Origin of the sequence: Paenibacillus harenae DSM 16969 (assembly GCF_000422465.1) — a bacterium.
In the GTDB taxonomy this organism is placed as follows: domain Bacteria; phylum Bacillota; class Bacilli; order Paenibacillales; family Paenibacillaceae; genus Pristimantibacillus; species Pristimantibacillus harenae.
Genome location: NZ_KE383843.1, coordinates 903,600 through 916,409, shown reverse-complemented (window position 1 = coordinate 916,409; position 12,810 = coordinate 903,600). Strand labels below are relative to the sequence as shown.

Genomic DNA, 12,810 nt, shown 5'->3' with positions numbered 1-12,810 from the left:
TAGGGCGTTTCTGCTTGGCTTGTTTGCCACATAGCGAATCGAATGGCTGCCGTACGTTTAGTTAGTTTCGATTTTTGAAATTAATTAAAGAAAGTTGCGAGATTTCGCTCGTTAATTTCAATACTTGAAACAACGCAGCCGAATTTCGCGGCAACTTGTAAGGGAAGGCTATTTAGTTTCAATTATTTAAACAAATTCTAACTTTTTCGCTGCTCGTGCTAATTTAGTTTAAAAATCTGAACGTAACCGGCGAGCCGGGCGGTTTATGGTGATTGTGCGGAGTGTGTAGAATGTGCGGAATGTATGGAATATGCGGAATATTGGAATGTACATTTTGCGTTTTTTGTGCGACTTGCTTTGTTTGCGTAGGCGATTTGAGACGTTTAACGTATTTGTGAAGTTTTAGGTACTTGAGAAGTTTAAGGCATCGGCGAATCTTACAAAGTTGTTAGGTAAATGAAAGACAGACCGTTAGGAAATGGTGGCCTTACAGGCTACACTGGTTCTAACGACGAAAGATAAGGAGAGATTGGGATGGAGCTATTGCATGCGCGGAACCTGAATAAGATTTATCCGGGCAAGGTCGCTTATAAAGCATTGACCAATATTGATCTAACGATTAACCAAGGGGAATTTGTCGGCATCATGGGACCTTCCGGCAGCGGCAAAACGACGCTGCTCAATATGGTGTCCACGATCGACCGGCCGACGTCGGGCGAGCTGCGAATCGGCGGGCAGGATCCGTTCCAGCTGACGCGGGAGAAGCTGGCTCATTTTCGCCGGAGAGAGCTTGGCTTTGTGTTCCAAGCGTTCAATCTGCTCGACACGCTGACGGTGAGGGAAAATATCGTGCTGCCGCTCACGTTGGACGGAACGGATTTGAATGAAATGAAGAGACGGACCGCTTATATGGCGGAGAAGCTGGGGATTACCGATATTTTGGATAAACGCACGTATGAGATTTCCGGCGGCCAAGCGCAGCGAACGGCGATAGCCAGAGCGCTGATCCATACGCCGAAGCTGGTGCTGGCCGACGAGCCGACGGGCAATCTGGACTCGAAGGCCGCGCGCGACGTCATGGAGCTGATGAGCAAGCTGAACAAAGAGGAGAACACGACGATGATGCTGGTCACGCATGACGCGATGGCGGCCAGTTACTGCGACCGGGTCGTCTTTATTAAGGACGGACAATTCTACACAGAAATTCATTGCGGCGACAGCCGCCCCGCTTTTTATCAGAAAATCATTAACGCGCTGGCTTTGCTTGGAGGGAACGAGAATGAATTTCCGACAGTTCGCGTTTAATAACGTGCTTCGCAAGAAAAGAACGTATGCCGCTCATTTCATGAGCAGCGCGTTCGCGGTTATGATTTTTTTCATCTACGCAGTGCTTCTGTACCATCCTTCCCTGCAGGGGCAGCTTGCCGCCAGCAGCGATACGGCTTCCATCCTTGGCACGATGGGGCTGAAAATTTCGCAGTATTTCATTTTTATATTTTCGTTTTTGTTCCTGCTGTATTCGGCGAGCGCCTTCCTGAAGGTGCGCAAACGGGAATTCGGCATCCTTATGATGCTGGGCATGTCCGATAAGCAGCGCAACAGGCTCGTATTCGTGGAAAATATGATCATCGGGCTCGTCTCGATCCTGGCCGGGATCGGCACCGGGATTCTGTTCACGAAGCTGTTCCTGCTTATTAGCGAGCGATTGCTGATGCTGGAGGAGGGGCTGGACTTCTACGTTCCGTTCCAGGCGGTATGGACGACGGCAGGCGCTTTTTTTCTCTTGTTTCTCGTCATTTCGCTGCTCACCTCCCGGATCGGGAGGCGCCATCAGCCGCTCGATTTGATTAAATCGGACGAGAAGCCGAGGGAGGAGCCGAAGGCGTCGCTCTGGCTTTCGCTTCTTGCCGTGGTGCTGCTGCTGTCCGGTTACGGCATGGTGTTTTATTTTGTGCTGGGGAAGGCGTTTTCCATTATTCTCCTTTCGGCAGCAATTGGCTGCGTCGTGCTCGGCACCTATTTCCTGTTCACGCAGCTCAGTGTATATGCGATTCGGGCGTTTAAGAAGAGGGAACGTCTGTTTTTCCGTAAAATCAACCTGCTGACGCTGTCAGATCTGGCTTACCGGATGAGGGACAACGCGAATATGTTCTTCATGGTTGCGACCGTTACCGCCGTCGCCTTCTGCGGTATCGGCTCCTGTCTCGCAGTGGGGGATCCGAACCTGTCGGAGAAAAAAAATCCGTATGCTTTCACGTATACTTCGCAGCCCTCCAATCCGGACGAACAGAAGCATCTGCAAGAAATCGAAAGCCGGCTGGCCGAAGGGGGATTTACTTACGAACGCGCTTCGAATTCCTTTAAATACACGGACAACGGGATGGCGATCGTCAAGCTCTCGGAGTTCAACCGGCTGGCCGCCGCATTAGGGTATGAACAGGAAACCTTAAGCGGGCCAGGAGAGGCGATTATTGCCTCCGGCGTTTCCTCGCGGGCGAATAAGCTAATTGCGTTCGAACCGGTCGTTTCGATCGGGCCGGAGACCGCGAACGGCGGAGCGGAAGAGCTTAAGGTGAAGAAGAGATCGACCTTTTTTATTTTGCTCCAGTACAGCGACACGCTCGTCGTTACGGACGAATTGTTCGATTCGCTGGCGGTTCGCGAGACGGAAGGGTGGGAAGAGCCGACGAATTATTATTTCGTCGTAACCGAATGGGAGAAGACGATGAGCATCGCGCGCGAACTGGAATCTGCCATTTTGATGCCGGAGGACGGGGCGTATTATTTCAGCGCGCTCGTATTGGATTGGCATGCGGATAAGCAGCTAAACGGTATGCTGCTCATCATCAGCGTGCTGGTAGGAGTCGTATTCTTTACGTTCGCGGCAAGCTTTATCTACTTCCGGTTATATGCGGATTTGGAACGGGACGAGAAGCAGTACCAAATGATCAGCAAGCTCGGTCTAAGCGGCAGGGAGCTGAACAAGCTCGTGTCCCGGCAGCTCGTGCTTATGTTCTTCCTGCCGTTCGCGGTGGCTATGATTCACAGCGGAGTCGCCTTCATTAACATCAAGCTGCTCGTCCAATTCCCTATGCTGGGCAACGCCATCGGCATCTATATCAGCTTCTTCCTCATTCAGCTGACTTATTTCTTCATGATTCGTTGGCGGTATTTGCGGCATATGCAGCTCAAGCTTTCGTAGAAAGGCGGTTCCTTCATGCATGATTTCATCATTGCCATCCTGTTAGGCGTCGTCGAAGGCTTGACGGAATTTCTTCCGGTATCGTCTACGGGTCATTTGATCTTAGCCGGCCATCTGCTCGGCTTTGAGGGAGAGTCGGCGGCCACGTTTAAGATCGTCATTCAGCTCGGAGCCGTCATGGCGGTGTTCATCCTGTACCGGCGGAGATATGTGAGCCTGCTTAAGGATCTGCTGACCTTCAGCTTCTCCAATCCAAACAAACTGAATGCGATTCATATGCTTCTGGCGATGATTCCCGCCCTGATCGTATACCTGCTGCTCAAGGATGTGATCAAGCATCATTTATTCGGACCGGCCCCCGTGTTAATCGGCTTAATTATCGGCGGTATTCTTATGATCGTCGCCGCGCGGGCCAGGCGGAAGGTGACGGCCGAGAACACGGACGACATTACCTACAAACAGGCGCTCGGCATCGGGTTATTCCAATGCTTTGCGCTGTGGCCGGGCTTCTCGAGATCGGGTTCGACGATATCGGGCGGTCTGCTGCTCGGCACCAGCCAGAAGGCCGCGGCGGATTTCACCTTCCTGATCTCCGTACCGGTCATGCTCGGCGCAACGGTTCTGGATATGTACGACAGCCGTCAACATTTAACGTCTGATGACCTTGTTCTGTTCCTGATCGGCTTTATTGCGGCCTTTATTGTAGCGATGATCGCGGTCGTCACGTTTCTGAATCTGATCAAGCGGCTGAAGCTGGAGTGGTTCGCTTTTTACCGCTTTGCGCTCGCGGCGTTGTTTTATTTGCTGCTTATGTAATTGCAGAAAGCATAATCTGATCGGTGTCCCCCTTGACGGTTACATCGAGTGCAGATAAATTGTAGTACCTTCGACTTCCGGTGTTTAGGTTCAACGTTTGAAATTAACTCCCTCATTCAGAGGGTATAAAATCATTTCCTTTCAAAATGTTTCGTTTGCCTTATCTCAACCATCCAAGGGCTGCCGGGAAGCGGCTTTGTTCTGCCGGTCTTGTCATTCCAGCCATATTGTTATAGCATTACTTTACTAAACGGATTGATGCCGATTACAGGCAGGGAGGCGTCAAGAAACGATGTCGGAACCGGTGAAAACGTATAATACCGCAGTGGAAGCGACGCTGGAAGTGATCGGGGGCAAGTGGAAGCCGGTCATCTTGTTCCATCTCACGTTCGGCAAAAAACGAAACGGCGAATTGGCGCGGCTGATGCCCGCGATTACGCAAAAAGTGCTGACGCAGCAGCTTCGCGAGCTGGAGGAGGACGAAGTCATTAAACGGATTTCGTACAATCTGGTGCCGCCGAAAGTCGAGTATGAGCTGACGGAGTACGGCTGGAGCCTGAAGGAGATCCTCCATCTGTTATGCAGATGGGGAGATCGTCACATTGAGAGGGTATATGGCGATAAAGCCGTTGTTCTCTCCGAAACGGCGCCAGCGGATGAATGACGGGGCTGTCCCAAAAGGTTTTCAAAGACCTTGGGACAGCCCCGTTTTGTCATTATTACGGAATCACCCTGCGTTTTCGGAGATCCTCGAAGATATCAAGGAACATCGATTCCGTATCGACGAATTCGTGGAAGCCGAACCGGCGCGCCTTCGTGCCGTCGGCAAAAAAATCGTAATCCCAGGAGAAGACGAAGTCCCCGAACCGCCATGAGGAAACGTCCTTGTAGCTGTTGTTTGCCAGGCGATGCTTGTCGACCATGGCATTCCATAATCCCTCCTTGTCCGCCATGACCGTATCGAGCGACAGCTGCAGCGGAGGCGCTGTTTCAAGTTCGAAGTATGCGGCAATTTTTGGCCAAAGCTCGTTCCACCGGAACAGATCGCCGTTCGTAATATTGAAAGCCTGATTGGCGCAGCGCTCATCTGTCGCCGCCCAGACCGTTGCTTTCGCAAGAAGCCCGGCATCGGTCATCTCGAGCAAGCTATGGTAAGCGCCGGGTTTGCCAGGAAAACGGAGAGGCAGCCCAAGCTCCTTCGACATGGAGGCATAAACGGCGATGACGATCGCGAGATTCATAGGATTGCCGAGGGCGAATCCGCATACGACGGAAGGACGGAGCGCCGACCAAGTCCAGTCTTTGCCCTTCTGGCGCTTCTCAAGAAAGTTTTGCTGGTCGACGTTGAACTCCGGCGGCATATGATGGGCATCGGTCTCGCGGGCAGGTGTCTTGAACGGTCCAAGATGCGCGCCATACACTTTGTAGCCCTGCATGAGACTGATATGCCGAAGGCCGGGAGCGGCAGGTTCGATTGCTTCTACCGCGTTAACGAGCATGGCGAGGTTCGGAGCGACTAGCTCCGCCCATGTCGGCCGGTCTTGGTATGCGGCATAGAAAATATGCGTCACTTCCTTAAGGCCGCTTAGCTTGTCAAAGCTGTCCGCCGGATCAAGCAGGTCGACGGACAAATACCGGACCCGGCCGGAAGATTGTCCGCCGCGGCGCGATACGCCGATAATATCCCATTCGGGCAGCGTGACAAGATGGTCGATCAGGTTTCTTCCGATGACGCCGTTAGCTCCGACGACAAGAGCGGTTTTGCGAGATGCGTTGTCATTCATATGAATCTCTCCTTCTCCTATTCGATGTACGATCATTGTCCCATCGTCGCCGTCAAAGGGAAAGTACGCACTTTGAAGTCATATAGTAACTTGAAAGTAACAAAGGGCGAACACGCTATTGATGTGGCGATCGCTCATCCTATCCCACTCCCGAACGATAGCCGAATCAGCAATAGCCGTATCCTAACCCTCGAACTCCTCGGCGGTATTCAGATGCACGCGGTCCTCTTCGTTGTCCCGTATCGTTTTCTGGAGAACTAAGCAAGCCACGATAAGGAAAGCGCCGGCAATCGCGTAATACCCCTTCACATAGAGCGGCTCTTCGAGCGTGTAAATCCCGATATATTGCGCAAACACGGCGATGACGAATCCGGCCCAAGCCATAAAGGTAAAAGCGGAGGTATTGCGGCTTCTGTAGCCGGGATGGGACTCCTTGAGAAATTTGTCCTCGTCGTTGTCACGTGATACCTTCTGAAGAAGAAACGAAGTAATGATTAAGAGAATGCCGGTTACCGCGTAATACCCCTGTACCGACATCGGCTGCTTGAGGGTATAAATGCCTATGAATTCGAAGCCGCAGGCGATCAGGAACGCCGCCCAAGCCATAAAGGTGTAGGTTGGCGTATTGCGGCGGCGGTAAAAGTTAGCAGGCTTGCGAACGTGCATCATTTCTATTTTTTCCATTTGAGTGTCCTCCCGAACTGAGTTGTTGTTGATGTCCTAAAGTTAACAGCATATCGAAAAACCTAAAAGTACCAACTTCTTATAGTACCAAGTACCAGAATGAATTTATAATTGTTTACGTTATATATATGTTATATAGTATGACACGAAATACACTTTAAGTAAGTAAGATACTTCATATAAAATCGAGCTAATCGAAGATAAAATAAGGTGTAAACGCTATTTTAATGATTATTGAGTTTGTTAATATATCTAACACGAAATATAATAGATTCGTATGATAGGTAAATACATAGAAAGAGGGAGATGTAATGATGACAAGTATTGTTAGAAGTGTGTTAACTAAAAGAATCCTTAATCCGCTTTTAGCTGTATCATTGGTTTCGGCGATAATCGCGGTGCTGACCTCAAGGAGCCTTGTAGGCGCGGCGGAAGCCGTTCCGCTCCCGACCTTCGACATTCCGGCAATCTCCGGCTCACATCAGACATCATCCCTTCCTAACGTGATTGTAGTCGCCACAGGAGGAACGCTTGCGGGCGCCGCCAGAAACGGCGACAAGACGAATTTTCAAAGCTATGCGGCAGGCACGTATGCAATGGCGGATTTGGTAGCGCAGCTCCCTACGCATAAAACAGCCGACGTGTCCGCCTATCAGTTCGGTAACAAAGGGTCCGGCGGATATACGATCAAAGAGTTGTACGATCTTTCCCTTGCCGTCGATGCGGCGCTTAAAATCTATGACGGAGCTGTCGTAACGACGGGCACGGATACGATGGAGGAGATTGCTTATTTCCTAGATCTGACCGTGCGCAGCGAGAAGCCGGTTGTCGTGACCGGCGCGATGAGGCCATGGGATGTAATCGGTACGGACGGTCCGGCCAATCTGTACCAGGCGATTAAAGTAGCTGGCAGCAATAAGACCAAATGGTTCGGTACGGTCGTTATGCTTAATGACGTTATCTTTGCGGCGCGCGAAGTAACGAAGACCAACTCCCACAGGCTGGATACGTTTGACGCCCCGATGTTCGGCGCGCTTGGTTATGTTGATGATCCGGCCGTGCGTATCTATCGCGCGCCTGCAAGAGCGGCGAAAGCGGGTACTCCGGCGTGGAATTCTCCGTTCGATCTGAAGACAATATCGAAGGATAGCCTCCCGATCGTAGAAATTGCCTACAATTATCAAGAAGCGGGCGGCGGGGCGATACGCGGCTTTGTCGAAGACGGTGCGAAAGGGATCGTCACGGCGGGCACGGGCGCAGGCGGCATTTCCTCCAAAATGAGCGCTGCGCGCAAGGATGCCATCGACAACCATGGCGTCGTATTCGTTTCGACAACGAGAACGGGCTCCGGCTCCATCTATGACGGCGGAAGCGGCAATACCATTGGCGGAGATAACCTGAATGCGGCGCATGCCCGCATGATGCTTCTTCTGTCGCTTGCCTTCACGAATGACGTGAATACCATCCGTGACTGGTTTACGACCTTCGGCACGCAGGACGTCGAGATCTCTGTCGATGCGGAGACTGTATTTTCCGCCTCCGTTGATGAATCGGAGCTTCCGGTTGAAACGGAAGAAACCGTGCCGACCGAGACAGAACCGGAGACTAAAAAAGTTGTCGTGACGCCATAAGGAAGGGGAGGTAAGCGTTATGACTATACGATGGAATCATAAGGGGATGCGGAAGCTGCTTGTTCCGCTCCTTACATTAGCTCTCTTTGGCACGCTCTTGTCCGGGTATGCCGGTTCTGTCCGTGCCGAGGAGGCGCCGCCGCTGCCGACGTTCAATATACCGCCGCTGTCGGATGCCCATCAGGCTTCTCAACTGCCAAACGTGATTGTCGTCGCGACAGGCGGTACGATAGCGGGCGCCGCAAGGGATGGGGATAAAACGAACTTTCAAAACTATGCCGCAGGTACCTATACAATGGCGGATATGGTTGCGCAGCTGCCGACGCATAAGACGGCGGACGTATCGACGTTCCAATTCGGCAACAAGGGTTCAGGCGGGTATACGATGAAGGAGCTGTACGATCTGTCGCTTGCCGTGGATGCCGCCCTTGAAATTTACGACAGCGCCGTCGTAACGACGGGCACGGATACGATGGAGGAAATTGCTTATTTCCTCGACCTGACCGTACGCAGCGAGAAGCCGGTCGTTGTCACGGGCGCGATGAGGCCTTGGGATGTTATCGGGACGGACGCACCGGCTAACCTCTACCAGGCAATCAAGGTAGCGAGCAGCAACAAGACCAAATGGTTCGGCACCGTCCTTATGCTGAATGATGTCATTCACGCGGCCCGCGAGGCGACGAAGTCGAATGCCCATCGCGCAGATACGTTCGAGACGCCGATGTTCGGAGCGTTAGGGTACGTTGACGATCCGGCCGTGCGCATATACCGGTTGAACGCGCGGGCGCTTAAGGCTGGACAGGCAGATTGGGCGACGCCGTTCGATCTGAGAACGATATCGAAGGAAGAGCTTCCGATGGTCGAAATCGTATATAATTATCAGGAAGCAGGCGGAGGAGCAATCCGAGCGTTAGTCGAGGACGGCGCCAAAGGGATTGTGACGGCCGGGACCGGCGCCGGAGGCATCTCCTCCAAGATGAGCGCCGCCCGTACGGAAGCGATTAAGCAGGACGTCATCTTCGTGTCGACGACGCGGACGGGATCGGGATCGGTCTCCGGCGGAGGCAGCGGCATTATTGCCGGCGACAACCTGAATCCTCAGCACGCCCGCCTCATGCTGATGCTTTCGCTGGCTTTTACAGACGATTTCAATACCGTTCAAAGCTGGTTCGCGACCATCGGCACGCAGGATATTGCCGTAGAAGAGACGGAGAACGGAATACGGTTAAGCGATATTGAGAAGCACTGGGCGGAGGCTTCCATTCAAGAAGCGGTGGCTGCCGGAATCGTTAAAGGTTATGCCGACGGTACCTTTAAACCGGAAAATACCGTTACGCGCGCAGAATTTTCCGTCATGCTGATGAATGCGCTGAAATCGGAAGGCAGCGGCGGCGGTCTAATCTTCACGGATCGAGCCTTAGTAGGCGCCTGGGCGAAGGAAGCAATAGCCGGAGCGGTTAAGGCGGGGGTTATAAGCGGGTATCCGGACGGCACGTTCCGTCCAGGCGCGAGCATTTCGCGGATTGAGATGGTATCGTTGATAGCGAAAGCGCTGGATTTGACGCTGAGCGGCGGAGCGGCAACAAGCTTCGCGGATGACATGGAAATTCCGGCATGGGCGAAAGATGCGGTGAAAGCAGTCAGCGACAAGGGCATTATCCAAGGGCGTCCGGATAACAAATTCGCGCCTAAGGATACGGCAACCCGGGCGGAAGCCGTGACCGTCATCATGAACATGCTGACAGCAAGCAAATAGCTTTAACCATTTATTGCGAATGGGTTAGAAGAAAAACGGTGTCCTCTCTTCCGCTGATGCGGGCAAAAGGACACCGTTTGCTTTTCCTGAATTCTTAGAATTCTCCGTGAAACGGTTGGCATCCTTTGGCAAGGACGCCAACAGGCGTTTCTGCTCGCGGATTACCTTTTTCTGAGCTCGAAGAACTCGCAGTCTTGGCGGTTATGATAAGCGATATCGCTAACCCCTGATTGCGTGACGACGACGTTGTCGTCGAACCGGACGACGACCGAACTGGCATCTACGATCTGGTTGTCTCGAAAGACGCGGATTTTGCGCTGCTTCTCGATAATCTCTTGAAAATCGTTGTCGCTGCTGAGGCGGCGGTTAATAGCCATATGAGTACTCCTTCATCGAAGAAAAATCTTTAGTCAAGTCTATCGTATAAGCGGCAGCAGACGCAATAACAACTACAGTCAAGCAAGGAAACAATGAAATGCCCTTCCCGGAAACACTGCCCCTTCCCGGGAAGGCTTATCTTCTTTTTTGGCCGAGTATCGCATAAGAATGGGTATGGGATGCGGACAGGATGATGCGGGAGGGATGGATTTGGCAAAATGGGGCAGGAAGGGCTGGCGGTTTCGTCCATTTGGCGGCAGCCGGATGCAGCTTTGGTCAGGTCGTCCGTTTTCCAGAGTGCGAACGGTGAATTGGGGCAGCCGGAGAGGAACGGCTGGAACGGGAGCCGCTCCGAAAAAATGGGGAAGCCCCGGCTCCCCCTCGATGAAATGGATGTCGCGAGCAAGCGCGGGCGGCAGCAAGTGGGGAACCAAGCGGGCTCCGATGTCCTTCGGAAGTCGGAGCCGATCTCAAAGAGGAGGAGCCGGCTCCGGCGGCGCTTGGGGATCGAGTCCGGGCAAGCCGCGAATCAGGAAGCGGACCTTTGTCATTATTTTCTTAATCGTAGGAATGATCTTCGCGATACAATCCTTCGTTTACGTCGAGAGAAATTTGCGTCCGCCGCTGATGAATATTGCAAAGATTCGTGTGAAGCAGGTGGCGACGCAGGCAATCAATAAAGCGATTACCGAACAGGTGGCGCAGCATTCCAATTCCGAGAAACTGATCGACTGGAAAATGAACAGCAACGGAAAAATATCCGGCTTCATGCTGAATTACGCCGAGCATATGAGCATTACCTCGCAGACGATCAATACGGTTCAGACGACGCTGAATGACATGAAGGGGATTCCCGAGCATATTCCAATCGGCCATGCGCTTAACAGCGCGATCATTTCCTCGTTCGGCCCGAGGGTGCCGGTGAAGTTCGAGCCCGTCGGAGCGGTGAAGGTGGATCTCAGCACGCGTCAGAAGGATGCGGGGATCAACATGATTCTCGTGGAGGTATACATTCGGATCGTTGCGGAGGTTACGATTATTATTCCGTTCGACACCGAACCGGAGCTCGTTGAGACGGATATTCCGATTTCCTACCTGCTTGTTGTCGGCGACGTGCCGATGTATTATTACGACAGCTCCGGCAAGCCGGTAGGCGAAAGCGCCGCCGAAGCGCCGAATATATCGGTACCGCTTGGCCAGGGTACAGGCGACGGCGTATCGACGAGCCCGGAGAACGGCGGAGATTCAGGCTCATCTAACGGAGCTTCGGACAATTCAAAGTCGTCTTCGCCGAAGGAAAACCCGGAAGGCGGCTCTGCCGATGTTAATCAGCATAAAGACAACGCCGCAAATAATCCGGACGCCGGCAATTCGGGCGGCGAGTAGCCTGAGAATGTGAAAACGGCTTTACCGTCACCTCACAGGCGGGCGGTAAAGCCGTTCTTTGCGTTATTTTTTAGATTTCAGCCGTTTTCGTTCCGCCTGCTCCCATCTCTTCAACATCGGATACGGATCGAAGGACCACTCGATCAAGCCGCGGTCGCTATAGACGCCATAGTGAAGATGGGGAGGGAATTTCCCCTGTGTTCCCGGCTTGCCGTAGCCTGAGCTGCCGACCCAGCCTACGACCTGGCCGGGCTTCACGACATCGCCGATATTAACCGTTTTGTCATAGCCGGACAAATGCGCGTAATAGTGATAAAAGTTATTCAAATCGCGTATTCCGATCCGCCAGCCGCCATAGGGATTCCAGCCTTTAACTTCAACGACGCCGTAGCAAGTGCTGCGAACGGGAACGCCGTGAGGGGCGAATATATCGGTTCCTTCATGGGTGCGCCGCCCTCCCCAGCTTCGTCCGGTTCCCCATGTGCTGCGATAGGAGTAATTTGCGCCGAGCGGTACGGGAAAAGCATGCTCGAACAGATCAACCCTGCCGAAAGCGGCGTAAATTCGGGAAAATTGCTGAATGCGTTTCACGGCTCGGCTGTTCTGGTAGTATTCCCATAAACCGATGGAGAAATCGTCATCCGACGTCCCGAAGGTCGCAACCCGGCTTACAAGCGAATACAGCAGATCAAAGTCATTCGTGCGTTCTGCTTGGCCGTTGCCGTCGCCGTCGCGTCCGATGCCGTTGAACCAACGGATGGACGCCGGCGTGCTGTCTTCCATATCGGGATTTAACAGGCCCGCCCATTTTTCTTGATCGATAAAAACGCCGACGGTGCTGCCCAGCATCGGCCTGGCTTTTGGTTTCACTTTAGACATCGAGCGTTCGTACTGGTCGATCGCCGCAATCCAATGCCATGGAATTTCCGTCACGATGCTAAGCTTGTCATACAAGCTTTTTTGCTCGGTTAACGGATCCGGCTCAGCCGCGACAGCCGTTCCCGCAGCTGCTTCCGTCCGCCGGTTTGAAGCGGGACTTTCCTGCGCCAAGCTGACGGGAACGGCAAATAGCAGTGAGGCTGCGGTTATCGTTGCTGCAATAGGAATAGTCAGTTTCAATCGCATCACCCTTTCCAAAGCATGACGGTTCTATCGATAGGTTTTGCAAATCAT

Annotated in this window: 11 protein-coding genes and 1 pseudogene; 7 read left to right on the top strand and 5 right to left on the bottom strand. The window is 52.7% G+C overall.

The window, feature by feature from the left end:
* The first annotated feature begins 534 nt into the window (after positions 1 to 534).
* The 4 genes from H581_RS0123705 to H581_RS0123690 all read left to right on the top strand — a co-directional run bounded on the left by H581_RS0123705 (position 535) and on the right by H581_RS0123690 (position 4,682).
* Positions 535 to 1,305 carry an ABC transporter ATP-binding protein gene (locus tag H581_RS0123705; RefSeq protein WP_028612183.1) on the top strand — a complete coding sequence of 257 codons (771 nt, stop codon included), beginning with the start codon at positions 535 to 537 and terminating at the stop codon, positions 1,303 to 1,305.
* Positions 1,280 to 3,202 carry an ABC transporter permease gene (locus H581_RS0123700; RefSeq protein WP_028612182.1) on the top strand — a complete coding sequence of 641 codons (1,923 nt, stop codon included), beginning with the start codon at positions 1,280 to 1,282 and terminating at the stop codon, positions 3,200 to 3,202. The genes H581_RS0123705 and H581_RS0123700 overlap by 26 nt, the downstream gene beginning before the upstream one ends.
* A 15-nt stretch (positions 3,203 to 3,217) precedes the next feature.
* Positions 3,218 to 4,018 carry an undecaprenyl-diphosphate phosphatase gene (locus H581_RS0123695; protein ID WP_028612181.1) on the top strand — a complete coding sequence of 267 codons (801 nt, stop codon included), beginning with the start codon at positions 3,218 to 3,220 and terminating at the stop codon, positions 4,016 to 4,018.
* A gap of 292 nt (positions 4,019 to 4,310) precedes the next feature.
* Positions 4,311 to 4,682, top strand: coding sequence for a winged helix-turn-helix transcriptional regulator (locus tag H581_RS0123690; RefSeq protein WP_028612180.1), 372 nt, complete (start codon positions 4,311 to 4,313; stop codon positions 4,680 to 4,682).
* 55 nt (positions 4,683 to 4,737) lie between these two features.
* On the opposite strand, the gene H581_RS0123685 is transcribed toward H581_RS0123690, so the two are convergent.
* The 3 genes and pseudogenes from H581_RS0123685 to H581_RS39515 form a co-directional block, all read right to left on the bottom strand.
* Entirely contained in the window at positions 4,738 to 5,802 is a 1,065-nt protein-coding gene (locus H581_RS0123685; protein ID WP_028612179.1) for an SDR family oxidoreductase, read from the bottom strand.
* A gap of 183 nt (positions 5,803 to 5,985) precedes the next feature.
* Positions 5,986 to 6,186 carry a YiaA/YiaB family inner membrane protein gene (locus tag H581_RS39075; RefSeq protein ID WP_036719956.1) on the bottom strand — a complete coding sequence of 67 codons (201 nt, stop codon included), beginning with the start codon at positions 6,184 to 6,186 and terminating at the stop codon, positions 5,986 to 5,988.
* Positions 6,187 to 6,246: 60 nt separating this feature from the next.
* Positions 6,247 to 6,468, bottom strand: a pseudogene (locus tag H581_RS39515) (YiaA/YiaB family inner membrane protein); the annotation flags it as partial.
* A gap of 416 nt (positions 6,469 to 6,884) precedes the next feature.
* Between H581_RS39515 and H581_RS35180 the strand changes: the two are divergent.
* Both H581_RS35180 and H581_RS0123670 read left to right on the top strand, forming a co-directional pair.
* Positions 6,885 to 8,117: an asparaginase gene (locus tag H581_RS35180; RefSeq protein WP_245600122.1), complete on the top strand. Its 1,233-nt coding sequence runs from the start codon at positions 6,885 to 6,887 to the stop codon at positions 8,115 to 8,117.
* A gap of 19 nt (positions 8,118 to 8,136) precedes the next feature.
* On the top strand, positions 8,137 to 9,873 hold the full coding sequence (locus tag H581_RS0123670; RefSeq protein ID WP_028612178.1) for an asparaginase domain-containing protein: 1,737 nt from the start codon (positions 8,137 to 8,139) through the stop codon (positions 9,871 to 9,873).
* 161 nt (positions 9,874 to 10,034) lie between these two features.
* Here H581_RS0123670 and H581_RS0123665 read toward each other — a convergent pair whose 3' ends face one another.
* Entirely contained in the window at positions 10,035 to 10,250 is a 216-nt protein-coding gene (locus H581_RS0123665; RefSeq protein ID WP_028612177.1) for a hypothetical protein, read from the bottom strand.
* Between the two features lie 211 nt (positions 10,251 to 10,461).
* Between H581_RS0123665 and yunB the strand changes: the two genes are divergently transcribed.
* Positions 10,462 to 11,637: a sporulation protein YunB gene (gene yunB, locus H581_RS35175; protein ID WP_342663442.1), complete on the top strand. Its 1,176-nt coding sequence runs from the start codon at positions 10,462 to 10,464 to the stop codon at positions 11,635 to 11,637.
* Between the two features lie 63 nt (positions 11,638 to 11,700).
* On the opposite strand, the gene H581_RS0123655 is transcribed toward yunB, so the two are convergent.
* The gene (locus tag H581_RS0123655; RefSeq protein WP_028612176.1) at positions 11,701 to 12,762 is read right to left on the bottom strand and encodes a M23 family metallopeptidase; all 1,062 of its coding nucleotides are present in this window, start codon (positions 12,760 to 12,762) and stop codon (positions 11,701 to 11,703) included.
* Positions 12,763 to 12,810 lie beyond the last annotated feature (48 nt).

Bases quoted from the DNA above. Each gene is read 5' to 3' on its own strand.
- H581_RS0123705 (WP_028612183.1), top strand. From the start codon at position 535: ATGGAGCTATTGCATGCGCGGAACCTGAATAAGATTTATCCGGGCAAG.
- H581_RS0123700 (WP_028612182.1), top strand. From the start codon at position 1,280: ATGAATTTCCGACAGTTCGCGTTTAATAACGTGCTTCGCAAGAAAAGA.
- H581_RS0123695 (WP_028612181.1), top strand. From the start codon at position 3,218: ATGCATGATTTCATCATTGCCATCCTGTTAGGCGTCGTCGAAGGCTTG.
- H581_RS0123690 (WP_028612180.1), top strand. From the start codon at position 4,311: ATGTCGGAACCGGTGAAAACGTATAATACCGCAGTGGAAGCGACGCTG.
- H581_RS0123685 (WP_028612179.1), bottom strand. From the start codon at position 5,802: ATGAATGACAACGCATCTCGCAAAACCGCTCTTGTCGTCGGAGCTAAC.
- H581_RS39075 (WP_036719956.1), bottom strand. From the start codon at position 6,186: ATGGCTTGGGCCGGATTCGTCATCGCCGTGTTTGCGCAATATATCGGG.
- H581_RS0123670 (WP_028612178.1), top strand. From the start codon at position 8,137: ATGACTATACGATGGAATCATAAGGGGATGCGGAAGCTGCTTGTTCCG.
- H581_RS0123665 (WP_028612177.1), bottom strand. From the start codon at position 10,250: ATGGCTATTAACCGCCGCCTCAGCAGCGACAACGATTTTCAAGAGATT.
- H581_RS0123655 (WP_028612176.1), bottom strand. From the start codon at position 12,762: ATGCGATTGAAACTGACTATTCCTATTGCAGCAACGATAACCGCAGCC.